At 62.5% G+C, this 23,046-nt stretch carries 17 protein-coding genes and 1 tRNA gene; 9 read left to right on the plus strand and 9 right to left on the minus strand.

The features are described 5' to 3' along the window. Positions 1-109: 109 nt before the first annotated feature. Positions 110-1,138, minus strand: a complete 1,029-nt coding sequence (locus ACPRTJ_RS15930; protein ID WP_426427107.1) for a DUF4917 family protein — start codon at positions 1,136-1,138, stop codon at positions 110-112. 191 nt (positions 1,139-1,329) lie between these two features. Between ACPRTJ_RS15930 and ACPRTJ_RS15935 the strand changes: the two genes are divergently transcribed. The 4 genes from ACPRTJ_RS15935 (at position 1,330) to ACPRTJ_RS15950 (ending at position 6,907) form a co-directional block, all read left to right on the plus strand. Further along, entirely contained in the window at positions 1,330-1,869 is a 540-nt protein-coding gene (locus ACPRTJ_RS15935) for an RNA polymerase sigma factor (RefSeq protein WP_043859744.1), read from the plus strand. Then, entirely contained in the window at positions 1,862-2,830 is a 969-nt protein-coding gene (locus tag ACPRTJ_RS15940; protein ID WP_100633568.1) for a FecR family protein, read from the plus strand. Before ACPRTJ_RS15935 ends, ACPRTJ_RS15940 begins: the two co-directional genes overlap by 8 nt. Positions 2,831-2,898: 68 nt before the next feature. Further along, positions 2,899-5,313, plus strand: coding sequence for a TonB-dependent receptor (locus ACPRTJ_RS15945; protein ID WP_054914783.1), 2,415 nt, complete (start codon positions 2,899-2,901; stop codon positions 5,311-5,313). 7 nt (positions 5,314-5,320) lie between these two features. After that, entirely contained in the window at positions 5,321-6,907 is a 1,587-nt protein-coding gene (locus ACPRTJ_RS15950) for an alpha/beta hydrolase-fold protein (protein ID WP_426427108.1), read from the plus strand. A gap of 68 nt (positions 6,908-6,975) precedes the next feature. On the opposite strand, the gene ACPRTJ_RS15955 is transcribed toward ACPRTJ_RS15950, so the two are convergent. The 7 genes from ACPRTJ_RS15955 to ACPRTJ_RS15985 form a co-directional block, all read right to left on the minus strand. Continuing rightward, positions 6,976-8,679 (minus strand): SulP family inorganic anion transporter, encoded by a 1,704-nt coding sequence (locus ACPRTJ_RS15955; RefSeq protein ID WP_043860081.1) that lies wholly within the window; start codon positions 8,677-8,679, stop codon positions 6,976-6,978. Positions 8,680-8,897: 218 nt separating this feature from the next. Next, a complete protein-coding gene (locus tag ACPRTJ_RS15960; protein WP_146094981.1) occupies positions 8,898-9,581 on the minus strand; it encodes a hypothetical protein in 684 nt (227 codons plus the stop codon). A gap of 187 nt (positions 9,582-9,768) precedes the next feature. Further along, positions 9,769-9,842, minus strand: a tRNA-Gly gene (locus tag ACPRTJ_RS15965). A 117-nt stretch (positions 9,843-9,959) separates the two neighbouring features. Then, a complete protein-coding gene (locus ACPRTJ_RS15970; protein WP_313718087.1) occupies positions 9,960-10,844 on the minus strand; it encodes an alpha/beta fold hydrolase in 885 nt (294 codons plus the stop codon). Positions 10,845-11,164: 320 nt separating this feature from the next. Then, the gene (locus tag ACPRTJ_RS15975) at positions 11,165-11,857 is read right to left on the minus strand and encodes a pseudouridine synthase (RefSeq protein WP_123752823.1); all 693 of its coding nucleotides are present in this window, start codon (positions 11,855-11,857) and stop codon (positions 11,165-11,167) included. A 32-nt stretch (positions 11,858-11,889) separates the two neighbouring features. Further along, positions 11,890-12,111: a cysteine-rich CWC family protein gene (locus tag ACPRTJ_RS15980; RefSeq protein WP_078480620.1), complete on the minus strand. Its 222-nt coding sequence runs from the start codon at positions 12,109-12,111 to the stop codon at positions 11,890-11,892. A 25-nt stretch (positions 12,112-12,136) separates the two neighbouring features. Then, positions 12,137-13,606, minus strand: a complete 1,470-nt coding sequence (locus ACPRTJ_RS15985) for a sensor domain-containing diguanylate cyclase (RefSeq protein ID WP_426427109.1) — start codon at positions 13,604-13,606, stop codon at positions 12,137-12,139. A 213-nt stretch (positions 13,607-13,819) separates the two neighbouring features. Between ACPRTJ_RS15985 and ACPRTJ_RS15990 the strand changes: the two genes are divergently transcribed. Next, entirely contained in the window at positions 13,820-14,233 is a 414-nt protein-coding gene (locus ACPRTJ_RS15990) for a hypothetical protein (protein WP_043860087.1), read from the plus strand. Positions 14,234-14,251: 18 nt separating this feature from the next. Here ACPRTJ_RS15990 and ACPRTJ_RS15995 read toward each other — a convergent pair whose 3' ends face one another. Further along, positions 14,252-15,358, minus strand: coding sequence for an enoyl-CoA hydratase/isomerase family protein (locus ACPRTJ_RS15995; protein ID WP_043860088.1), 1,107 nt, complete (start codon positions 15,356-15,358; stop codon positions 14,252-14,254). Positions 15,359-15,487: 129 nt separating this feature from the next. Here ACPRTJ_RS15995 and ung point away from each other — a divergent pair, with 129 nt between their 5' ends. From ung to ACPRTJ_RS16015, 4 genes are all read left to right on the plus strand, one after another. Further along, the gene (gene ung / locus ACPRTJ_RS16000) at positions 15,488-16,180 is read left to right on the plus strand and encodes a uracil-DNA glycosylase (protein ID WP_104572008.1); all 693 of its coding nucleotides are present in this window, start codon (positions 15,488-15,490) and stop codon (positions 16,178-16,180) included. Between the two features lie 132 nt (positions 16,181-16,312). After that, a complete protein-coding gene (locus ACPRTJ_RS16005) occupies positions 16,313-18,307 on the plus strand; it encodes a hypothetical protein (protein WP_426427110.1) in 1,995 nt (664 codons plus the stop codon). Positions 18,308-18,469: 162 nt separating this feature from the next. Next, the gene (locus tag ACPRTJ_RS16010) at positions 18,470-20,596 is read left to right on the plus strand and encodes a hypothetical protein (RefSeq protein WP_058540935.1); all 2,127 of its coding nucleotides are present in this window, start codon (positions 18,470-18,472) and stop codon (positions 20,594-20,596) included. A 1,063-nt stretch (positions 20,597-21,659) separates the two neighbouring features. After that, positions 21,660-23,033, plus strand: coding sequence for an autotransporter outer membrane beta-barrel domain-containing protein (locus ACPRTJ_RS16015; protein ID WP_426427111.1), 1,374 nt, complete (start codon positions 21,660-21,662; stop codon positions 23,031-23,033). The last annotated feature ends 13 nt before the right edge of the window (positions 23,034-23,046 follow it).

Raw genomic sequence — 23,046 nt, forward strand, 5'->3', positions numbered from 1 at the left:
ATCTGGTTACAGTTGGCAACAAAGGTGTCCGTACAGTTGGGCGTCGCGCCGGCCTTTTCGCCGGCAAGGCCGGCTCCTACAGGCTTCGCGCCCTCCTGTGGGGGCCGGCCTAGCGCCGACGCCGCCCCACTGCCTTGGGCGGCGGCGCGGGCACATTCGCCAGCGCGCCCAGCGGGTGCGTGGTGGCATCGAAAAAATGCAGTTCGATGCCCGGGCACGCTTCGAACACCCGCGCGTAATGCTGCTTCTGGCTCACGATGGCCGCCTCGTTCACCGGCAGGATCGAAATGGCCAGGTGTGTCGGCTGCGCCTGCCTGATCGCCTCCACCAGGTGCCGGTCGGCACGGTCCAGGTGATGCCCGAACACGCACAGCCCCTCGCGCTGCGTCGCCAGCGCGGCGTAGCACCAGGTCAGGTAATCGGACCCGCGAATCGCCCGCAGCTTGTTGTCACTGCTGTCTTCATTCACGAACAGCGGCACATCGCCCGGGGTGTTGATGGCAAAGCCGTCGAGCAACTGGCTGCCGCTGGCCGCCCGCTGGCGCGTGGTGCCGTGCTGGGTGCGCAGCAGGTGCAGGCCGCCATACAGGTAGTGCATCCGCGTGCCCGGCCCCTGAGCCCGGCTGACGTCGAAATCGCCTTCCTCGTCGAACAGCTCGGCAAAGCCGTGCGGCGCCTGGTTCACGGCCCAGTGACAGAGCAGGTCGTAGTTGCTGGAAAACACGCGCTGGTAGGTGCGCAGCTCGGCGTTGATCGCGGCCAGGTGGGCAGTGGGCAGCAGCTTCCAGGGAATGTGCACGCTGCGCACGGCGTGGATCAGCGCTTCCTTGATCGCGTAGTAGCGGTTGAGCGGTGCCGACGAACTGATCGCCAGCGCGGCATTGACCTGCACGGTGGTGTTCAGGGCACTGAGCACCGGCGCGAACAGCTCGCTGTTCATCGATTTGAACAGTGCCTGGTCGGTGAGGCCGAGGGGCTTGTGGCGCACGCGCTGGGCCAGCTCGAACAACGAAAAGTAGGCGAACGGGCGCCAGATTGCGCGGCTGGCACCGTTCCCCAGCAGCAGGCTGGTGCACGGGTGGGCGGTATTGAGGTGCGGCCAGGCCGCCAGGGTTGCGTCGACGTCGGCGAGGGGCATGTGGATCTCGTAGGGATTTGTTGCACGTTGGCAGGGCGCGACTGTAGCACGCCGGCGCGTTGTCATCAGCGCTCCGGAACCTGCGGTGTCTGCCACCGGGTACTGAGGGCTGGCCGAAGGCAGAGGGAGTGTGTGAGAATGATACGAATTCCCATTAATGTTTTGTCTGCCTTATCACGCGTCGGACGCCCATGACCTCGCTTTCAACCCCCTGGACGGCCGGCGCGCCGTCGTTTGCGGCTGTCGCCGACGAGCTGCTCGCGCACTACACCGACCTGCGTCGCTACCTCGGCAGCCGACTGCGCAACCCCGATGATGCGGCCGATATTGCCCAGTCGAGCTTTGCCCAGGCCTACGCGCATGCCCTCAATGCCCCGGTGATCAATGCCCGTGCGCTGCTGTTCCAGGCGGCGCGCAACCTGTGCATCGACCAGTTTCGCCGGCGCAGTCGCGAGCTGGCGGCGCTGGAGGACTGGCTGACACGGGCCGACGGGCTCACCCCCAGCGTGGAAGAGATCCTGATTGCCCGCGAGCAGTTGCAGCAACTGATTGCGCGTATCGAGCGCATGCCGCGCCTGCGCCGCGAGGTGTTCGTGCGCGTGCGCCTGCATGGCCAGAGCCATCGCCAGGTGTGTGACGAGCTGCAGCTGTCGGCCAAGGCCGTGGAGCTGCACATCGGCCGCGCGGTGTTCGACCTGTCCGAACTGAGCCAGGCCTGCCGTCATGTCTGAGGCGCGGCCGGTTTCGCCACGCAAGATACAGCAAGCGCTGGGCTACCTGGCGGGGCTGCACAGTGACGACCCCTCCCGTGTGCGCGAGGTGAGCGGGCAGTTGCAGCGCTGGCGCAACAAAAGCAGCGAGCATGAGCGTGCCTGGCTGGAGGCCGAGCAGCGTTGGCAGATGATCCATCGGCTGACCCCGCAGTTGCGCGGCTCGCTGGCCCCCGAGCCGGTCAACCTCGGCCGGCGTCGCCTGCTGCGCCAGGGTGCCGGCCTGCTGGCGGTGGTCGGGTGCAGTGCATGGCTGGGTTGGCTGTGGCAGCGCCGGCCACAGTTCGACCAGATGCTGCTGACCGAACATGCAGCGCCCGCACGCAATGTACTGCTGCCCGACGGCAGCCAGATGGTGCTGGCGGCCGAAAGCAACGTGCAGGTGAAGTACAGCAACGGCCAGCGCGAGGTCATGCTGGCCCACGGCAATGTGTTTTTCGACGTGGCCCACGAGCGCCTGCGCAGCTTCCTGGTCAGCACCCGGCTGGGGCAGGTGCAGGTGCTGGGCACCGCCTTCAGCGTCAGCGACCGTGGCGGCGATATCCAGGTGGCGGTGACCCGCGGTCATGTGAAGGTGCGCGGCCTGGATGGCGAGACCCGCGAACTGCTGGCCGGCGACCGGGTGCGCCTGGGCGAACCCGGTGTGCCGGGGCCGGTGGAGCATCACCCGCAGGCGGCCCCGAACGCCGAGCACTGGCGCCAAGGCTGGTGGTCGTTCACCGATGCACCGCTGGCCGAGGTGATCGACGAATTCAATGCCTACAGCAACCGTCAGGTGCGGCTTGGCGAGGGAGCAGCCGGGCTGCGCCTGACCGGCAGCTTCCCCAGCGACCGCCCCGACATATTGCTGAACGCCTTGCCCAGGGTGCTGCCGCTGAGCCTGATGCAGAAGGGTGAGTACACCTGGCTGCAGCTACGTTGAAATTTTTTTGAGGGGTAGTGGCCAGCTAGCGCGTCTTCCTGGCAACTCCCTAGCTCAAAGGACAGATCATGTCGTTTTTCCTCGCCCGGACCACGCGTTCGTCGCCTTCTTCGGTTATCCCCAGCACCCTTCGCCACCTGGTGCTGGCCTGTGCTCTTGGCGCGGCCAGCCTGTCGGCCGTGTCGGCCGAGCTGAGCGCAGGCACCCGCGTGCTGGCGCTCGACCTGCCCAGCCAGCCGCTGGATAGCGCGGTGCAGGCGCTGTCCCGCGAGGCGGGGGTGGCGATTGCCGCCGACAGCCAGTGGCTGGCCGGGCGCGATGCCCCGGCGCTGCAGGGCCGCTTCACCCTGCAACAGGCGCTGCAACGCCTGCTGGACAACAGCGGCCTGGTGGCCAGCGAAGAAAACGGCGTGATCATCCTGCGTCGCCCCGAGAGCGACGGCGCGCTGACCCTGGGTGCCACCACGGTCAATGCGCAGGTGGGCAACAGCAGCAACCCGCCCGAGCTCTACAGCGGTGGCCAGGTGGCACGCGGTGCGAAGGTGGGCATGCTGGGCAATCGCGACATCATGGAAACCCCTTTCAACATCACCGCCTACACCGCCCAGCACATGGAAAACCAGCAGAGCGGCACGGTGGGCGCGGTTCTGCGCAACGACCCGTCGGTGCGCTTCAGCACCGGTGAAGGCCACACTTACGAAAACTTCATGATCCGCGGCTACTCCATCGACTCCACCGAGCTTGCGGTCAACGGTCTGTATGGCCTGGCGCCCGATGGGCATGTGCCCACCGAGTTCCTGGAGCGCGTCGAGGTGCTCAAGGGCCCTGGCGCACTGCTCACCGGCATGGCCCCCAACGGCGGTGTGGGCGGGGTGATCAACCTGGTGCCCAAGCGGGCCGGGGATGCGCCACTGACGCGCCTGACCACCAGCTACGTATCCGACGGCTACTGGGCCGAGCACCTGGACCTGAGCCGGCGCCTGGGCGAGGAGAACCGCCTGGGCATCCGCTTCAACGGCGTGTACGGCAGCGGTGACACCGGGGTCGACGACCAGTCCAAGGACCGCACCCTGGCGTCCCTGGGCATGGACTACCGTGGCGATGGCTGGAAGCTGGAACTCGATGCCTACGAAAGCCACGAAAAGATGCAGAACGGCAGCCCGATGATGGCCGGCTTCAGCAAACTGGGCTACGTGACCAAGGCGCCCAAGCCGGATTCCAACATCCTCGACGGTATTTCGGCCAAGCAGATCAGCAAGGCGGTGATCCTGCGCGGCGAATACGAGCTGTCGGACGACTGGACGGCCTACGCCAGCGTCGGCGGTGCGCGTACCCGCTACAAGGGCTTCCTCAACGGCACGCGCTCGATCATCACCTCCGGCAACGGCGACGCCACCGCCGAAACCTACAACCAGGGCGGCTATACCCATAGCCTGTCCACCGAAGCGGGTGTGCGCGGCAACTTCAGTACCGGTCCGGTGACCCACCAGCTGGTGCTCAGCACCACCTTGCTGCACCAGGACATCGGTCGCGCCGCCACCGTAACCGGGGCAAAGTACACGACCAACATCTATCACCCCGGCAAACCGATCATTGCCGGCAACATCGGCTCCAGCGACAAGACCGGCGACAACACTCTGTCGAGCTTTGCCGTGGCCGATACCCTGGGCTTCGTCGACGACAAGCTGTTGCTGACCCTGGGCGTGCGCTCGCAGCGGGTGCGCCAGAAGATGAGTTCGCCTTCGTATGACGAGCATGCGCTGACCCCGGCACTGGGCGTGGTGCTCAGGCCGTGGGAGGCGGATGTCTCGCTGTACGCCAACTACATCGAGGGCCTGACCCAGGGCGGCATGGTCAGCGACCTGTCGGCTGCCAACTATGGCGAGCAGTTCGCCCCGTACAAGTCCAAGCAGGTGGAAGCCGGGGTCAAGTGGGACCTGGGCGACTTCACCCACACCGTCAGCGTGTTCCAGATCGAGAAGCCGAGCATGATGCTCGACACCGCCAGCAACCGTTACACCGACGATGGTCAGCAGCGCAATCGCGGGGTGGAGTGGAACCTGTTCGGTTCGCTGACGCCGAGCGTACGCCTGCTGGGTGGGGTGACCTATACCCGTGCCGAGCTGACCAAGACCGCTGGCGGCAAGCTCGATGGCAACGCCGCGCGCGGGGTGCCGCAGTGGTCGGCCAACCTGGGCGGCGAGTGGGACACGCCCTGGGTCGAGGGCCTGACCCTGACCGCGCTGGCCATCCACAGCAGCTCGCAGTACCTGGATTCGGCCAACGAACTGAAGATTCCGCAGTGGACCCGTTATGACCTGGGCGGTCGCTACAGCACGCGCATCCTGAGCAAGGACGTGGTGCTGCGCGCCAGCCTGGAGAACGTCGAGAACCGTGCCTACTGGGCCGGTGTGTTCAACGACGGCTACGCCACGGTCAGCGAGCCGCGCACGCTGAAACTTTCGGCCAGCATCGACTTCTGAGGTGTACATGCAACGACTCAAGACATTTTGCGCCGGCCTTGCGCTGGCCAGCCTGACCGGAGGCGCCGCAATGGCGGCCTCGCTGGTGCCCGGGCACAGCGTCAGCGGCGCCATCGGCCAGGGCCGGCAGCCGGTATGGACCGTGCCGCTCAAGGCCGGTGACTTCGTGCAGGGGCGCGTGGAGGGCGACGTCAGCGTGCGCCTGCTCGATGCCGACGGCCAGCCGGTGCGGTTGCTGGTGGACGGGCTGGACATGGTGCGCGACTTCATGTTCATCGCCCCCCACGACGGCCTGTATGGCGTGCGCGCAGAAGCCATCGCCACCCGCCCGCAGGCTGCCTATTCGCTCAAGCTGACCGGTGTCACCAGCGTGGCCGAGCAGCAGGCCCAGCAGACGCGCCTGCAAAGCCCGGTGATGCGCGAGCTGGCGGCGCATGTGGCCAAGGGGGGCGATACCCAGGCCTTCTGGAAGGCCCGCGAGCAGCAGGGTACGCCCCTGGTCGAAGCGCTGGCAGAGCAGCCCGGGCAATCGCTGGTGACCTTCCTGTGGCGAGGTGCCCGGCACAACGTTCGGGTGTTCGGTGCGCCGTCGGGCAACCATGATGAGCTGCAGCGCCTGGGCGACAGCGATGTGTGGTTTCGCAGCTACGTGGTGCCTTCCAGCACCCGGATGAGCTACCAGATGGCACCGGACGTACCGCCCTCCACTGACCGCCGGGTGATTCTGGCCAGCTCCCGGCAAGACCCGCTCAACCCCAACGGCTTTGCCGATGGCAGTGGCGATCGCTGGCTGTCGCGCTCGCGCCTGGAGCTTGCCGACGCGCCGGCGCAGCCCTGGGTGGCGCAGCGCCCCGGGGTAGCCCGGGGCACGCTGGAGCGCCAGGTGCTGACCAGCAAGGTGCTGGGCAACCAGCGTGACGTGTACCTGTACCGCCCGCCGGGCTGGACGCCGGGGGCGGCGGGGCAGGGGCTGCTGGTGCTGTTCGATGCGCATGCCTACACCCGGCAGGTGCCTACCCCGACGCTGCTTGACAACCTGCTCGCCGATGGCGTGATCGGCCCCACTGCTGCGCTGATCATCGCCAACCCGACCGACCTGTCGCGCCAGGTCGAGCTGCCACCCAACCCGCAGTTTGCGCGGTTCATGGCCGAGGAACTGATGCCCTGGGCGAAGGCGCGCGGGCTGTCGGCCCCGGCCGACCGCACGGTGGTGGCAGGTTCCAGCTACGGCGGGCTGGCCTCGGCCTACCTGGGGCTGCAGCATCCGGAGCTGTTCGGCAATGTGCTGAGCCTGTCGGGGTCGTACTGGTGGGCGCCGGAAGGCGTGGAGCCTGGTTGGCTGACCCGCGAGTACGTGCGTGCACCGCGTGCGCCGCTGCGCTTCTACCTGCAGTCGGGGTTGTTCGAGGGGCCGAAGATTCTCGACACCAATCGCCAGTTGCGCGACGTGCTGCAGGCCAAGGGGTATCCGGTGGTGCAGGTGGAATACCCGGCCGGGCATGACTACCTGCAATGGCGTGGGTCATTGCCGTGTGGGTTGATCGCCCTGATCGGTAGCGGGCAGGGGACGCCGCAGGCCTGTGAGCCGCGTTGACCCTGCCGCTTCGCCGGCAAGGCGGGCTCCTGCAACATCGCCAGGAGCTGGCCTTGCCGGCGAAAGGTTTACTGCGCGACAGCCGCCTCGCGCCTGACCTTGTTGCGCCACAGTCGGTAGGCGCGAATGCCTGCCCGCACCGAGCCGTACAGCAGCTCGCTGCCCATCTCCCGCGCCAGCCCCGAGCGCACCAGCATCCGCAGGAAGCTGCCGCGGGCCCGGGCGATGCCCATCACGATGCCCTGGGCCATCAGGGTTTCACGCACTTCGCGCAGCGCCGCGATGCCGCTCACGTCGATCGAGCTGACCGCCTCGGCGTCGAACAGCACGGCGCGGGCTTCCACCTCCTTCTGCACCGCGTCGAGCAGGCGCATCTTGAAGTAGTCGGCGTTGAAGAACAGGATCGCGTCGTCGAAGCGGTACACCACCAGCCCTGGCACCGTGCGCGCGTCCTTGTGGCGGCGGATGTCCACCTGGCCCTCGATGCCGGGCGCCCAGCCCAGCACTGCATCGGTGGGCTGGTAGATGGTGTAGAGCAGGCGCAGGATCGCCAGGGTCACCGCGATGATGATGCCCGGCAGCACGCCCACGCCCAGCACGCCGACCGTGGTCAGGATGCACAGCCAGAACTCGAAGCGGCTGAGGGTGTAGATCTTGCTCAGCGACTTGACGTCGATCAGGCCCCAGCCGGCCATCAGCAGCACGGCGCCCAAGGCTGCCTGCGGGATCCACGCCATGGGCACGGTGAACAGCAGCAGGCACAGCGCGATCACCAGCGCCGCGATGATGCCCACCAGCTGGCTCTTGCCACCCACCATGTCGTTGACTGCGGTACGCGAGTCGGCGCCGCTGATGGCAAACCCCTGCGAGGCGCCGGCGGCCAGGTTCGACACGCCCAGGGCGAGGAATTCATGGTTGGCGTTGATCGCATAGCCATGGCGTGCGGCAAAGCTGCGTGCGGTCAGCATGGCGCTGCAGAAACTGACCGTAGCGATACCCAGGGCGTCACGCAGCAGGCTTTTCATCTCTTCGAGGTTGGTCTGCGGCCAGGCGAGGGTGGGCATGCCCGAGGGCACGTGACCGAGGACTGCCACGCCGAAGCGGTCCAGGCCGAACAGGCCGGCCACCAGGGTGGCGATGGCCACGGTCACCAGCGCTGCCGGCAGCTTGGGGTAGCGCCGGGGCAGCCAGATCAGCAGAGCCAGGCCGGCCAGGCCGATGAACAGCGTCAGCCAATGGATTTCGTTCAGGCGTTCGAGCAGGTTGATCAGGCTGAGCACGAAGCCGTTGCCCTCGATCTTGAACCCCAGCACCTTGCCCAGCTGGCCGGCCAGCAGGCTCAGGCCGATACCGTTGAGGTAGCCGATCAGAATCGGTCGGGAGAAGAAACTGGCAATGAAGCCGGCCCGTGCCAGGCCTGCGGCGATCAGCATCAGCCCCACCAGCACCGTGACGATCACCGACAACTGTGCCACGCGCGCCGGGTCGCCCATGGCCAGCGGCGCCACGGCACCGGCGACCATGGCGCAGGTGGCAGCGTCGGGCCCGACCATCAACTGGCGCGAGCTGCCCACCAGGGCGTACACCATCATGGGCAGGATGCACGCGTACAGCCCGACCTGCGGCGGCAGGCCGACGATTTGCGCGTAAGCGATGGCGATGGGGATCTGGATGGCGGCAACCGACAGGCCTGCCTGGAGGTCAGGGCGAAACCATTCGGCACGGTAACGCAGCAGGTTGGCGAGGCCGGGGAGCCAGCGGGAGAGAAACATGGACCGATCCTTGTGATGTTTCGGAGCAGCGGTGGGTTTTACCAAGGTCTTTGGGGGCGGTGTTGATCTGAATCAGGCGGGCGCAGATTTATCGCAGAATACCGTGCCCTGCGTTGCCCGCCTACCGAGTGCATGGGCAGCAAATTGCTTGCCGGGGCTGGAGTGACCACAAAAAACCCGCCATATGGCGGGTTTAGGGTGAGGCGCAGGACCGGCTGTCAGAGGTCTCTGCACAGCATCGTCTTACCGATGTTTCTGAGCGCCTCTGCATATTGCCTGCGCCAGTTTGCGCGCCAGTACGCGGCGTCAGGGAAGGTGCCGTCCGTGGAGCGAGCGGCCAGCACGTCGCTTGCAACGACCTCCTCGGGTTGTTGCTGGCTCAGCATGGGGAAGGCCATGTACGCCCGGAATCGCTTTGAATAGACCTTGTCGATCGCCGTACCCGTATAGGGTGAATGGCTGACCAGGCGCTCGCAGCCTTTGCTGGACAGAATGTAAGCATGGGTACCTTTGGCCCGTACACGGGCTATTCCCCTGTGCCAGGTGAGCCATACCCTCCCCAGATTCGCTCCAAGATAAAACAGTTCGGGTTCCTTCCCGTTCAGGAAGGTGTTGATCTGGTGCACCTGGCGTGGGTCGAAGGTCAGCAGGGTGGCGTCATCCTCGAGCACCAGTACCCGCCGATATTTACGCTCCAGAGCCATTTTTGCGCAGGTCACGTGGGAGTCGAAGCAGCCCCGCTCGGGATTCTCGCTATCGCGGTCCACGATGAGAAATTCGATGTTCAACCCGCTGCCTTCGAACTCCCGGGTCAAAAGGTCTCGACGGTCAGTCCGCTCCCGCAGGCTGATGCAGAAAACTCCGTCGATCTGCAACTGGCTAAGATCCTTTTGCTTGGACAACTCATCCCCCATGGATTTACCCAACTGAAATTTTCACCCTCTTGCTATCCGTCTTGGATGCGGGGTATCGATTAAGGGCATTATCCAGAACTGCCTGTAAGCAAGCCACTGTCATGTGAGGCTGCGAGCATATTCAGTTGGATGGTTCGAGTGCTGAGGGGGCTTGTAACGGGGAGGGGGAAGTGACTGGAGCGGGTGAAGGGAATCGAACCCTCGTTATCAGCTTGGGAAGCTGGAGTAATGCCATTATACGACACCCGCTTTCAGGCGCACTTTGTACCAGAACTGCGAGACGATTTGAAGCCCTTATTGCAATCGGCGGCTCGCGAGCCGTAGCGCCGGTCTGCCGCAGACCGGCGCTACACTGGCCGCGACCACTCAGATGGCCTGCGCATGCTGGCCGTGCACGAAGTGATACGCGGAGCGCGTTTCACGCGGTTGCGGGCCTAGAAACTCCAGCAGCACCTCGCGGGTGTCGCGGCAGGCCGCCTTGTGTTCCATGTCCAGGAAATGGCCGGCGCTGCGAATCGGCCTGAAGTGGCTGTGGCGCACGTGCCGGGAAAATTGCCGGGCGTCGTGGGCAGTGGTGTATTCGTCCCATTCACCGTTCATGAACAGCACCGGAATGTCGATGGCCTGTGCGGCCCGCAGGGCCCGCCCAAGGTCGTGATCCAGCACCTGATGGATGTGGAAGTGCATCTGCGCATACTCATGCTCGGCCAGGCTGCTGACGTGGCGATGATTGAAACGCTTGAACAGCGAGGGCAGGTGCTTGCCGATGGTGTCGTTGACCAGTTTGCCCATCTGCTGGCGGTCGCAGGTGCGCAGGTAGTGCGAGCCGCGCTCCAGGTAGTCGCGCATCGGTTCGTTGATCACCGGCGAGAACGAGCTGACCACGGCCTTGCGAATGCGCCGCGGCTTGCTGGCCAGTGCCAGCAGGGTGCAGGCACCGCCCCATGAAAACGACATCAGGTGGTCGGCGGCGAAGTGGTCGATCAGCTCCAGCAGGATCCGGCCTTCGGTTTCCTTGGTCAGCAGGTGGTCGTTGCGGTTGTGTGCCCGGGACTTGCCCGAGTAGGGCTGGTCGTACAGCACGACGTTGAACTGCGGATGCAGGTTGCGCACCGTCTGGGCGAAAGAAGCTGTGGTGGCGAGCGAGCCGTTGATCAGGATGATCGTCTTCTCTGCGGCGTCCGCGCGATAGAACTCCGTGTAAACCCGGTACTGACCCTGTATATCCAGCACAGCAATTTCTGGCCTCATGTCATCGACTCCTGGCGCAAAAAGGGTATCCGTGCAAGCAAGCTTGCCCGGTCTTCATGACAGGTAGGCATACGCCTTGAAATGAAACGAGGGGCCCTGTGTCGATCCGTTGCCGGCTGGTCGACGGGTATTGTTGTTAGGTGGGCAATCTGCCGGACGCCAGCGCTTCGGGGCGCCGGTCACCTGCAGAAAGGTGCCTTGGACTGCGTTCGTGACCGATTGGTCACATGCAGACTGACGGTTGGATTCAAGCAGGCGCCCGGCCAACCCGCAAGTGCCGTTGGCGCAATCGATGATTTTTTTGCCGAGCGGTCGTGGCGTCAGATGGCCAGGATTTCATCCTGGCTCAGCGCACGGTATTGCCCCGGGGCCAGCTGCGGGTCCAGGTGCAGCGGGCCCATGCGCTCGCGGTGCAGGCGCGTGACCTTGTTGTCGAAGAAGCCGAACATGCGTTTGACCTGGTGATAGCGCCCCTCGACGATGCTCAGGCGCGCGCTGTGGCTGCCCAGCAGGGTGAGCTCGGCGGGGAGGGTGGTGAGGTTTTCGAAGGCGAAGTAGATGCCCTGGCCAAAGGTTGGCGCATAGGTGTCGGTGATCGGCTGCTCGGTCTCGACGTAGTAGGTTTTCGCCAGCCCTGTCTTGGGCTGGGTCAGGCGACGTGACCACTGGCCATCGTTGGTCAGCAGCAGCAACCCGGTGGTGTTGAAGTCCAAGCGCCCGGCGATGTGCAGGTCGTTCCGGTCGGGTTCGTCGAGCAGGTCGAGCACGGTGCGGTGCTGCGGGTCGACGGTGGCGCTGACGCAACCCATCGGCTTGTGCAGCATCAGGTAGCGCGGTGCACGCCCGGCTTGCAGCACCTGCTGGTCGACCTCGACGCGGCTGAACTCGCGTACCTCATGGTGCGGGTCGGCGATGGCCACGCCATCCACCCGCACCCGTCGTTGCACCAGCAGCAGGCGCACCTGCTGGCGGTTGAAACATGGCAAGTTGCTGAGAAAACGGTCGAGGCGCATGGCGGTTGGGCGTACAGAGGTGGGCGCGCAGTCTAACGGTTCGGCGCAGGCTTGGCTGCCTGCAATCGGGCATCGACCTGGGCGCATCGCGGGCACAGGCAGGCACTGTTGCGCAAATGCGCCGGCAGCGCTTCGAGCACGCGGGGATCGATCTGCACGCTGTAGCACCAGCAGGCCTGGGTGGCGCTGCGCGGGTCGGCGAGGCTGCACTGGTTGCTGGCGCCGCAGGCGGGGCACAGGCGGGTATCGTTCATGGTGGTGGCTACCGGGGGCGACGTTTTACAGTTCCGAGCAGACGCGATTGCGTCCACCCTGTTTGGCGCGGTACAGCGCATCATCGGCGCGGGCGATCAGGGTGTGCAAGGTATCGTCGGACCGATGGGCGCTCAAGCCGATGCTCACGGTCAGGTCGAGCACCTTGTCGGCATAGCCGAAGGCCAGTTGCTCGGTGCGCAGGCGAATCTTTTCGGCAACCGCCCGTGCGGCGTCGGCGTCGGTGTTCTTGAGCAGCACGAGAAACTCCTCGCCGCCCCAACGACAGATGATGTCGGTATGGCGCAGGCAGCTTTCCAGGATGCGCGCGAACTGGCGCAGCACTTCGTCGCCGGCCAGATGGCCGTGGGTATCGTTGAGGACCTTGAAGTGGTCCAGGTCGAGCAGCAGTGCCACCAGCGGCATGGGCTCGCGCTCGGTGTCGCGCAGGGCCTGTGCCGCCAGCAGGTCGAAGGCGCGTCGGTTGGGCAGGCCGGTCAGGCTGTCGAGGGTTGCCAGGGTCTGGATGTTGTCCTGATGGCGACGGATCATCGCATTGAGCAGCGCCAGCACCACCAGGGTGATCATCGCGCAGATCACCAGGTTCATGTACAGCGACTGGCGTGCACTGTCCAGGGCCGTGCCGTCGCGCTTGTCGACGAACAGGTACCAGTCGAGCTCGGGGATCAGGCGCACATTGAGAAAGTGGCTGTGCCCATCATGGTTGTATTCGCGGTTGCCCTCCACCGGCACGGGCATTTTCTGCTGCAGGTCGGCCAGCGCTGGCACCTCGCGCAGCGTGAGCCCGCTGTGTACGCCTTCGGGGCCGCCGGCAGACCCGGTGAGCACGATGCGACCGCTGGCATCGACGAAATACACCGTACGCTGATAGCGCAACTGGTAGTCGCTCAGGCGCCTGATCACCGCTTCGACCGTCAGCCCGACGCCAGCCGCGCCGATGAACCTGCCCTGGTAGTCGAACACCTTGTAGTTGATGAAGACGGTGGGCTTGTCCTGGTTGGCCATGTCCAGGTCGACGTTGATCTCGTAGGGCGTGTCCATCGCCTTGACGCGTGCGTACCAGCGGTCCCGCTCGGTGCGCGGGTCGACATGCTTGAGTACGCCCTTGGCCTGGTAGTAGATGCCGCTGGCCTCGGAGACAAAAAACGCCGTGTAGGCATTCTGATGCGCCATCACTTCATTGAGGTAGCGGGTGATGGGCATCGGGTCCTGTTCGCCGGCCAGGGCCCAGTCACGCAGGAAGGTGTTCTGGGCCATCATCGAGGCGATCACCACCGGGCGCACCAGGTCCCGCTGGATTTCGGAGTAGACGGTATCGGAGGTCAGCGGCAGCTCGGTGTTGATGATGTTGTCGCGGATCTCGCTGCGCGAGGCAAAGTAGCTGAGCAGCGACGTGGCCAGAAAGTCGCAGCCAAGCAACAACAGCAATGCCAGCATCAACGAGCGTTGCGAGAACAGGGCGTAACGAAGCGGCATGGCAGATCCGTGACGGGTACCGATGCGTCTTATTCTAGAGGGGCGCGCAGAAAATAACTGGACGATTTTCAGGGGTATCGGCCTTGTCACAATTTATTTCGAAAAACGCACGGCACGTCGATTCGGTGGTCTTAGCCTATGTCGATGAACGCTTGCCGATCGACGCCGACCAGCGCCGCTGGGATGTGCAGTTCAGCGGTCCGGGAGGCCGCCATGTATCGCCGACTTTTGCTGATTGTTGTGCTGGGTGTGCTGACCACCGCCTGTGCTCCGTATTACGGTGGCCAGGGCTACTACCGCAGTGATGTGTACACCGTGGACCGCTATGAATACCGTGGTTACGACCGTGGTTATCCCTATAACAGGGGGTACTACGTGGTGCCGCAGCCTCGCTATTACGCCCCCGCGCCGCGTTACTACCGCCCGGCGCCCGTGCCTCAGTACCGCCCGGTACCTGGGCATGGCTACTACAATGTGCGCCCCGCCCCAGGGCGTTACTACCAGACCCCGCGCTATGGTCAGGGGCAGCAGTGGCATCAGGGGCGGGACAATGACCATGGGCGCGATCATGGGCGTGACCGGGGTCGCAGCGACAACGGCTGGGGCGATCGCAACTCGCACCGGTGAACATCGCATTCGCTGGCTTCACACAAGGTCAGCCAGCGGATGCCGCCCCTCCCATGCCTTGCTGAAGTGCGCCTGTACCACTGCCTGGGGGACCTGAGCAACTTCCTGCCAATGCCAATGCGGCGTCTGGTCCTTGTCCACCAGGCGCGCGCGTACCCCTTCGCTGAACTCCGGATGCCGGCAGCAGTTCAGGCTCATCGCATATTCCATCTGCAGCACCTGCCCCAGCGACAGGTAGCGCGCCCGCGCGATCTGCTGCCACACCAGGTGCGCGGTCAGCGGGCAGCCTTCGGTGAGGGTGCGTGCCGCCTTGGCCAGGACCTCGTCGTCGTGCATGCGCCACTGTGCGATCGCCCGCCAGGCACAGGCCGGGTCGCTGACGTCGAGCAGCGCGTCGATCTGCGCCCGGCGTGGCAGCCATCGGGCCGGCGGCAACTCGGCCAGCGCCTGCTGCTGCAACGCCTTGAGCAGGCTGTTGAGCTGCATCGCGGTCTGCTCCTGCCAGTTCAGTTGCAACAGCCCTTCAATCAACTCGTCCTGCTGGTTTTCGCCCATGAAGCGGTCCGCCAGGCCCAGGTCCAGTGCATCGCGTGCATTGATCGGCGCGCCAGTCAGCCCAAGGAACAGGCCAAGACGCCCTGGCAGCCGGTTCAGAAACCAGCTGGCGCCCACGTCCGGGTACAGGCCGATACTGATTTCCGGCATCGCCAGTCGGCTGCTCGGGGTCACGATGCGTACCGTGCTGGCCTGCAGCAGGCCCATGCCGCCGCCCAGCACATGCCCGTGCCCCCAGCACAGCAGAGGCTTGGGGTAATGGTGCAGGTCATAGTCGAGCCGGTACTCGGCGGCGAAGAAACGCGCCGCCAGCGGCGGCACTTCACCAGGCTGTGCGCGGCACGCCTCCACAAGACTGCGCACATCGCCCCCCGCGCAGAACGCCCGGTCACCCAGCCCGCGCAGCAGCACGCAGACGATGCCGTCATCCTTGGCCCAGCTTTGCAGGTGGGTGCTCAACTGCTCGATCATCGGCAACGACAGGGCGTTGAGCGACTGGGGCGCATCCAGGCTGGCAACGCCGATGCGGGCGCCATCGACGCCGGTGAGTACTTCGAACGCTACGGCCATGGGCCACCTCACTGCGGTTATCCCGACAAGTATGGCTACTGTCAGCGATCATGCCGGTCGCCGGTCGGATCGATTGACAAGCGCTGGCAGCTTTCCTAGTGTCCGCCCCCATTGCCTACGGGAGTGCCCATGACCAACGATGACCGCATCAAACTCGAACCGAGCTGGAAAGACGCTCTGCGCGGCGAATTCGAACAGCCCTACATGCAGCAACTGCGTGAGTTCCTGCGTCAGGAATATGCGGCCGGCAAGGAGATCTATCCCCCGGGGCCGCTGATCTTCAATGCGCTCAACTCCACACCGCTGGACCAGGTCAAAGTGGTGATTCTGGGGCAGGACCCCTACCACGGCCCGGGCCAGGCACACGGCCTGTGCTTCTCGGTGCAGCCTGGGGTGCCCGCGCCGCCGTCGCTGGTGAACATCTACAAGGAGTTGCAGCGCGACCTGAACATCCCGATCCCGAACCACGGCTACCTGCAGAGCTGGGCCGAACAGGGCGTGCTGCTGCTCAATACCACCATGACCGTGGAGCGCTCGATTGCCGCGTCGCATGCCAAAAAAGGCTGGGAGTCGTTCACCGACCGCATCATCCAGCTGGTCAGTGAGCGCCAGCCCGCCACCGTGTTCCTGTTGTGGGGCAAGCATGCCCAGAGCAAGTCTGCGCTGATCGACGGTACCAAGCATCTGGTGCTCAAGTCGGTGCATCCTTCACCGTTGTCGGCCTACCGTGGCTTCATCGGCTGCGGGCATTTCAGCCGGGCCAACAAGTTTCTGGAACAGCACGGGCTGGCGCCGGTGCAGTGGGCGCTACCGGCGTTGTAAGCGCACCTACCTGGTATTTCTGTCAGTTTCGCGAAGCGTATTCCGCCATTACATTTGCGCCATGGCTGTGAGAGGCGAGAGTCGAGCAGCGCCCTGAAATGGTTTTGACCACCAGGCCCGAGGAATACGCAGATGACCAAACTGAGCATGATGGGGTCAGGCCGCAGCGGCCAATCGATCGGTATTTTGATTCTGCCTACATTGCGGGTTCCTGCTGCACTGCCTCTGCTGGCCGACGAGGCAGGGGTGTATACAATTCCACTGGCCAATCAGACCCGGCCGCTGGCAGTTCTCATCGAGAGTGCCTGGCCAGGTTACGAACAAGACTATTTTGATGGCGCAATACTGCATTTTGATCTGATATGGGGCAGCGCCGTATCGAGTGGGGCTGAAAACGGTGTAGTGGTTGGAAGCTGGGAAGTGCCAATGACGGCCGATCCCGCAGACCTTTTTCCGCTGGATGCGGCTATACCTGAGCCCTACCTGCGCACTCAAGGAATCTTCTACGTTTCCTACCGGGTATGGATCACAGAGGTACTCAACCCGGAGACCTCCCAGCCCGCCGCAGTGTTTCTTGACAAGACCGCCCCCAACAACGGCCAGGCCGGTAATCCCCCCGCATTGAATGAAAACACGCGCACCATCGATCAAGCTTACCTGGTACGCAACAACGACAGGGTTATCGTCAGGGTCGAGCTGTGGCCGGACGTGCGGTTGGAGGATGTGATCGAAGTCTTCCTTGAACCGTCGAAAGGCCCCCTGTTCGACCCCCTGGCGAGGCTGCAGATCCAGCAGTCGCACAAGGATCAGGGCTTTGTCGAGTTGACGATCAGGGGCGACGATGTTCGCAGGAAAGCCAACGGTTCGCGAGTGCTCTACTACTGGCTGATGGATCGCGCTAGCAATCGGGGAGCCATCTCCTTGTCCTTGCCCCTGACCGTGAATGTGGCGCAGCCAATTGTGCTGCCTGCGCCTCAGGTGCCGCTGGCTGAAGATGGTTTGGTCGACCTTGAGGACGCCCGTCGCGGTGTGCAGGTGCATATTCCACGTATCGTAGACGCGCGTACTGGGGACACCCTGCAAGCCTATTGGAATGGACGCACATTGGCACCTTACACCGTACCGTCCACCGCCACCTGGCCCGTTAGGTTGCCTGTGGCGTGGGAAACCCTGGCCGCCGATGGCTTTTCGGGGCGCACTGCTTGCAAGGTGTACTACACGCTGACTCGGGAAATCACCTCAACCTCCTCAACAGTTGCATTCGAGATAGACCTGAGTGTCGCAGGCCCCGACCCTGAAGGCCCCGATCCTATTCACCGATTGCTAAAGCCGGTAGTGGTGAAAGGCAGAACAGGTGACAACATCCTGACCCGCCAGGACATGAACCTGCCAGTCACTGTCGAGGTGACGCTGTATGCAGTGCCTGAGCCAGGCGAAATACTTGAATTGTATTGGGGTAATAACGCCGACGTGGTCGCTACCTACACCGTGAAGGCAGGCGATACCGCAGGCAGCGTCGTCAGGTTTTCCCCCGTGCCCTATGCCGCAGTGCTGGCTGCGGGAGATGGGCCCGCGATTGCGGTGTTCTACTGGACGTTCAATGGCGTCAACCGCCATCGTGCCCGTGATACGCATGTGCGGGTTGCTGTCCAGCCAATCGTTGGCTTCAAACCGGTAAAATTTCCTGATGTCACGCTCTGGGGGTGGATCAACTGCCAGAAAAAACCCTGGAACGGTATACGTATCAGCGTGCCAGGCAACCCTGGATTGTGGGGCGTAGGGGACAACGTCGAAGTGTCCTGGCAACTGTTTCGCACTCTTGAGGGGGCTTCATCAACGCCCCCCACGGGATCACTGACTGATGTTGTTTATTTCGATCCCATCAAGCTGTCTACCCCGGCGCAGGTTAATAACGGCTTTATGTTTACGATGACACGCTTTGCCGATTTGGTCCTGCAACCCCTTAAGCGTGCCAATGAGGCAGATGGCAAGGATGTCGAGGGGGTTGCAGTAGTGAATTACAGAGTGGCCAGAGCGGATGGACAGGGTGGTGAATCCGATCGGGAGATGACTTTCATATCGCTACAACTTCCGAATGGCTCGGTATGTGATGGTAGCAACGTTTAGCCGCGGTTAAATCGGCCAGGTACTTCGCACCTGACGTAGGAACGTGGTAGCGGCATTAGCAAGTATCGAACGTATGAAGCAATCAGCGGCGCACAGGCTGATTGAGGAAACGTCACGTGCCTGTTGTGTGTTTAGCAAATCTACCTGAAATGGAGAGTCAAGATGACTATTTTAGAAAAGGCAAATACCGGTGAAGCCGCCAAGGCAAAAAATCCCGCGATTGCAGAGTACCGGGCCAAACGTGATCAGGATAATAAAACTGCATTGGAAGAGGGTCTTCAAGCAGTTGTTACGCACAGTAATGAACTTAAAGCAGCCAAGGCGCCCACGGGGTTCGGGGTGATGAGCGTCGGCGGGGTGAATGCAGTTGAAGATTTTGTGATGGATAATGTATTGCCTGCTGCAGACGATGGTAAGGTCAATCTTTTTCACCGAGACCAGTTCAAGTCGGGGCTAATGTTGGAGATTCCATTGTGGGTGCCTTCGGGGGGGGATGATGGCAGTTTCGATTATGTAACTCTGCATGTAAATGGTGTTCCGGTTGTCAACGGCGTAGAAGACGGTGTGCAGTACACCTACAAGTTTGAAGTGCCTGTTGCTGCCACCGATCTTCCTGGTCGTTTTGTCATCCCTTTCAACAGTTTGAAAGTGGGCGGGGATGGTATCAAATTGATTGGTTACTCGGTGTATAGTAATGAGACGGGCAACAAAGAAGAATCTGAAATTCAACTGCTGACACTGGATTTGCTGGACCCCGCGTTGAACGATAACCCCGCGCCAATCGAGTACCCTGCCGACGTGACTGATGGCGTCGTTACCCTGAAATACCTTGCTGAGCACAGCGGTACATTGACGCTTCATGTTCCTCCCTATTTTGATTATTACCCGGGCGACAAATATCAGTTGTACATCGCTGGTAACCCGGTACCTGTTCGCAGTGGCGACGTTCCCCCAGAGGCAGAGGACGATGGCTTCGACATCGAACTCGATGAGGACACTATCAAAGCGATTGGCGAAGGTGTTTCGGTGCTCCAGTACAAGCTTGAGGACCGGGCTGGGAATCGCTCGGACTTTTCCATCCCGGTTCACCTGACGGTGCGTCTGACCCCCGAACCCGAGGACCTGCTGAAGCCGCTGGTACCCGCTGCACCGATTAGTCGGGAGGACGCCCGCACTGGCGTGGAAGCTATCGTGCCGGCTTTTAAAAACGCTCAGGCAGGCGATGAAATTCGGGTGTATTACCGTGATGAGGACACTGTAAAAGTCATTATCTGGCCGAATGATCGGGTCACCTTTAACTGGGATGAGATTGCTTTGCCCAATGACCAGGTGAAAGACCCAGCGGTACGGGTATGGTATGACGTCATTCGTGGCAAGAACACCTGGACATCGCCCGACACCGAGGTGGCGGTTGACTTGACCACCATAGGCCCCGACCCTGTCGGGCCTGGACCGATCAACGCCACGCTGGTACCGGTTCGCGCTCAAGGCAACAGTTCGAAACAACCTGGTTTTATTCGCCCAGCGGATGTCGGCTCAGGTGCGGTTCTGCTCTTTACCGTGTACGAGAATGCGAAAGTGGGTGAGTTCGTCCGGTTGTTCTATGGTCGAAAAGACAATGCAGTTACACACACCATCGCCGCAGGCGAAACACCGGGGACTGTCATCTCTATCCCGATTCCCTGGAATTTCGTCGAGAGCCTGGGCAATGGCACCATCGCGATCGGTTACGAAATCCAGGAAACCGAAACCACCGGCAACCCGCAACAGGCGGTCGATGGCAGCGTAGAGGTCAGTATTGCCACCGTGACGGTAACTGCAAAAGTGACATTCCCGGATCGCATTGGCGGTAGCAGCGATGTACCGGGTACAACGCCAGTGACCGCTTTGGGTATATTGAATTGTGAACGTCCTCGTCCTTTGCCAGACGGTATCAGGTTGGCGATCGCAGAGCGTGCGGGAGTGTTATCCAAAGATGATCTTGTATTTATTACACTCAGCGTGTGCAGCGATAAGGCCGGTTCAATAGTTGTCACTGACAGGACGCGGGAAATACCGGTGGTTGTCAGTGATCAAGAGGCTACTTCAAATCGAATCGAGCGTGTGTTGCCACTGCTCAAGTCTTACTTCGAAATCGCTGACCAGCCTGGCAAGTACTATGAATTGGGGTCGTTCCGCGCCAGTTGGCGGATCGTAAAGGCCGGTAATATTCCGGGTAGCTCTCAGGCATCGGCCGTGCGTTATGCCCTGCGTAAGCCAGGTGGCGGTTTGTGTCTGCCTCAGAGCTGACAGTCGCGTGCTGGGGGAAACCCCAGCACGCTGCGTTGGTGAGGAATTAAATGCAAGCTACCTAGGAAATTTCCTACATATCTCACTATTCAATACCCCTAGGCTATGTACCTTTGAAGTTACGAGTCGAGGCAGTCGCCTCAATTCAACTGATTATTTTTCAAGGGGTCCATGCATGCGAACTACAATCGATAAAACAAGCGCAAAAAAGCCGCTATTTGTATTTGTGAATATGTTGATGCTATTGCCATGGGCGCTTGCAAGTGAGCAGGCATTGGCCATTCTAGTTGATAACCAGACGCTGACACTTACCGCTGCAGATGCACCGGATACTTATGATCTCGTCAATGGTGCAGTGCTAACTACCCAGGATGCTTCCACGTTGGCCATTCGTGTTACCGCGTCGACCGTGCAGCTCAATGGCGGCACTATCTCGGGCGGCAGTTCCAACGGCTTGCACCTGTTTGGCAGCAACGCGACCGTGAATGGGGCAGTTGTTTCCTCAACGGGCGCTGTCGGGATGGCCATAGCACGGGTAGGGGCCGCACCGTCCACCGCCACTGTCAGCAACAGCACTATTACCGGCGCTAGGCTGGGGGCCCAGGTGTCCGCCAGGAGCACATTGAACATCAGCGGGACCACGGTCACTGGCAGCAATGCCGACGGCATCGGCCTAGCGATCCTTGGCGGCACTGTCACCGCTACTTCCGGTACGCAATTCAACGGTACAGCGGCCGGAGTTCGCATCGGGCGCGAGTCAGCCATCAATTCGCAAGCGCCGACACTCACCTTGGATAACTCCAGTGCCACTGGCGGTACGGGCCCTGCAGTTCTGGTGCGCACTGATACAGTCGCTGAAATCAATGTTAGAAATGGTTCGACCTTGAACGGTGGTAACGGCGTCATTCTTGAGGTCCAGGGCCCTGCCACGGCCAACCTGAACGTGGCAGCTTCTTCGTTGCGCGGCAATGTGCAAATTGCTGATACCGCCACCGCTAACCTGAAACTTGATCAGGCGTCTCTGGTGGGGGATGTAGTTGTTACACCTGGTGCCAACGCGTCGTTGGCGCTTGACAACCGCTCGCAACTCACCGGCAACTTGAACGGTGTGCAGCAGGTAAACATCAACAGCAACTCCAACTGGACCCTGAACGCCAACAACACCATCGGCGACCTGGCCATGACCGGGGGCCGCATCACCTTCGGCGACGAAAACTCGTTCTATGAACTGAATGTGCAGAGCCTGTCGGGCAATGGCGAGTTCTACATGGCGTCCAACTTCGCCAGCGGCGCCACCGATTTCCTGAACGTCACCGGCAACGCCAGCGGCACCCATGGGCTGATGGTCGGCACCAGCGGTACCGACCCCGCCAGCGTGGAACGCCTGCAGCTGGTTCATACGGGCTCGGGCGATGCGCAGTTCAGCCTGCTCAACGATCGCCAGGAAGTAGACTTGGGTGCCTACTCCTACAAGCTGGTGAAGGACGGCCAGGATTGGTACCTGGACAGGGAAACCCGCACCATCAGCCCGATGACCCGCACGGTCATGGCCCTGTTCAACACCCCGATCACCATCGCCTACGGCGAAATGACCTCGCTGCGCAGCCGCATGGGGGAACTGCGTTACAACCAGGGCAAGAACGCCGGGGTGTGGATGCGTGCCTACGGCAACCAGCACAACATTGCCGACGCCTCGTCGGGCGTAGGGTACCAGCAGAACCAGCGCGGGCTGACCTTCGGGGCCGATGCGCAACTGGGCGAAAGCAACTGGACCCTGGGCCTGCTGGCCGGCCACAGCCGCTCGGACCTGAACCTGAGCTACGGCAGTTCGGGCAGCATCGACAGCTACTATGTGGGCGGCTACGCCACCTGGATGGACCCTGAGAGCGGCTATTACGTCGACAGCGTGCTCAAGTACAACCGCTACCAGAATGACGCCAAGGTCGGCCTGAGCGATGGCACCCGCACCAAGGGCGACTACGACACCCACGGCATGAGCGCCTCGGTCGAAGTCGGCAAGCACATCAAGCTCGACGATGGCTACTTCATCGAACCCTTCGCCCAGGTGGCCGCTGCGGCGGTGGCCGGCAAGGACTTCACCCTTGACAACGGCTTCGACGCCAATGGCGATGTCAGCCGCTCGCTGCTGGGCAAGGTCGGTACCACGCTCGGCAAGACCATCTCGCTGGGCGGCGACAGCATGATCCAGCCCTACGTGAAGGCCGCGTTTGCCCATGAGTTCGCACAGCGCAACCAGGTGCAGGTGAACGACAACGTGTTCAACAACGACCTGTCCGGTTCGCGCGCCGAGCTGGGCGTAGGGGTTGCCTGGACCGTCGCCAAGGACTTCCAGGTGTACGGCGAGGCTGGCTACATGAACGGCAAGAACATCGAGATGCCGTACAGCTTCAGCCTCGGCGCAAGCTATCGCTTCTGATCAGGCGAGCAGT

Origin of the sequence: Pseudomonas palmensis, from assembly GCF_049942755.1 — a bacterium.
Classification (GTDB): Bacteria; Pseudomonadota; Gammaproteobacteria; order Pseudomonadales; family Pseudomonadaceae; genus Aquipseudomonas; species Aquipseudomonas palmensis.

Bases quoted from the DNA above. Each gene is read 5' to 3' on its own strand.
- ACPRTJ_RS15955 (WP_043860081.1), bottom strand. From the start codon at position 8,679: ATGTTTCTCTCCCGCTGGCTCCCCGGCCTCGCCAACCTGCTGCGTTAC.
- ACPRTJ_RS15970 (WP_313718087.1), bottom strand. From the start codon at position 10,844: ATGAGGCCAGAAATTGCTGTGCTGGATATACAGGGTCAGTACCGGGTT.
- ACPRTJ_RS15940 (WP_100633568.1), top strand. From the start codon at position 1,862: ATGTCTGAGGCGCGGCCGGTTTCGCCACGCAAGATACAGCAAGCGCTG.
- ACPRTJ_RS15990 (WP_043860087.1), top strand. From the start codon at position 13,820: ATGTATCGCCGACTTTTGCTGATTGTTGTGCTGGGTGTGCTGACCACC.
- ACPRTJ_RS15980 (WP_078480620.1), bottom strand. From the start codon at position 12,111: ATGAACGATACCCGCCTGTGCCCCGCCTGCGGCGCCAGCAACCAGTGC.
- ACPRTJ_RS16005 (WP_426427110.1), top strand. From the start codon at position 16,313: ATGACCAAACTGAGCATGATGGGGTCAGGCCGCAGCGGCCAATCGATC.
- ACPRTJ_RS15975 (WP_123752823.1), bottom strand. From the start codon at position 11,857: ATGCGCCTCGACCGTTTTCTCAGCAACTTGCCATGTTTCAACCGCCAG.
- ung (WP_104572008.1), top strand. From the start codon at position 15,488: ATGACCAACGATGACCGCATCAAACTCGAACCGAGCTGGAAAGACGCT.
- ACPRTJ_RS16010 (WP_058540935.1), top strand. From the start codon at position 18,470: ATGACTATTTTAGAAAAGGCAAATACCGGTGAAGCCGCCAAGGCAAAA.
- ACPRTJ_RS15995 (WP_043860088.1), bottom strand. From the start codon at position 15,358: ATGGCCGTAGCGTTCGAAGTACTCACCGGCGTCGATGGCGCCCGCATC.
- ACPRTJ_RS15950 (WP_426427108.1), top strand. From the start codon at position 5,321: ATGCAACGACTCAAGACATTTTGCGCCGGCCTTGCGCTGGCCAGCCTG.
- ACPRTJ_RS15930 (WP_426427107.1), bottom strand. From the start codon at position 1,138: ATGCCCCTCGCCGACGTCGACGCAACCCTGGCGGCCTGGCCGCACCTC.
- ACPRTJ_RS15935 (WP_043859744.1), top strand. From the start codon at position 1,330: ATGACCTCGCTTTCAACCCCCTGGACGGCCGGCGCGCCGTCGTTTGCG.
- ACPRTJ_RS15945 (WP_054914783.1), top strand. From the start codon at position 2,899: ATGTCGTTTTTCCTCGCCCGGACCACGCGTTCGTCGCCTTCTTCGGTT.
- ACPRTJ_RS15985 (WP_426427109.1), bottom strand. From the start codon at position 13,606: ATGCCGCTTCGTTACGCCCTGTTCTCGCAACGCTCGTTGATGCTGGCA.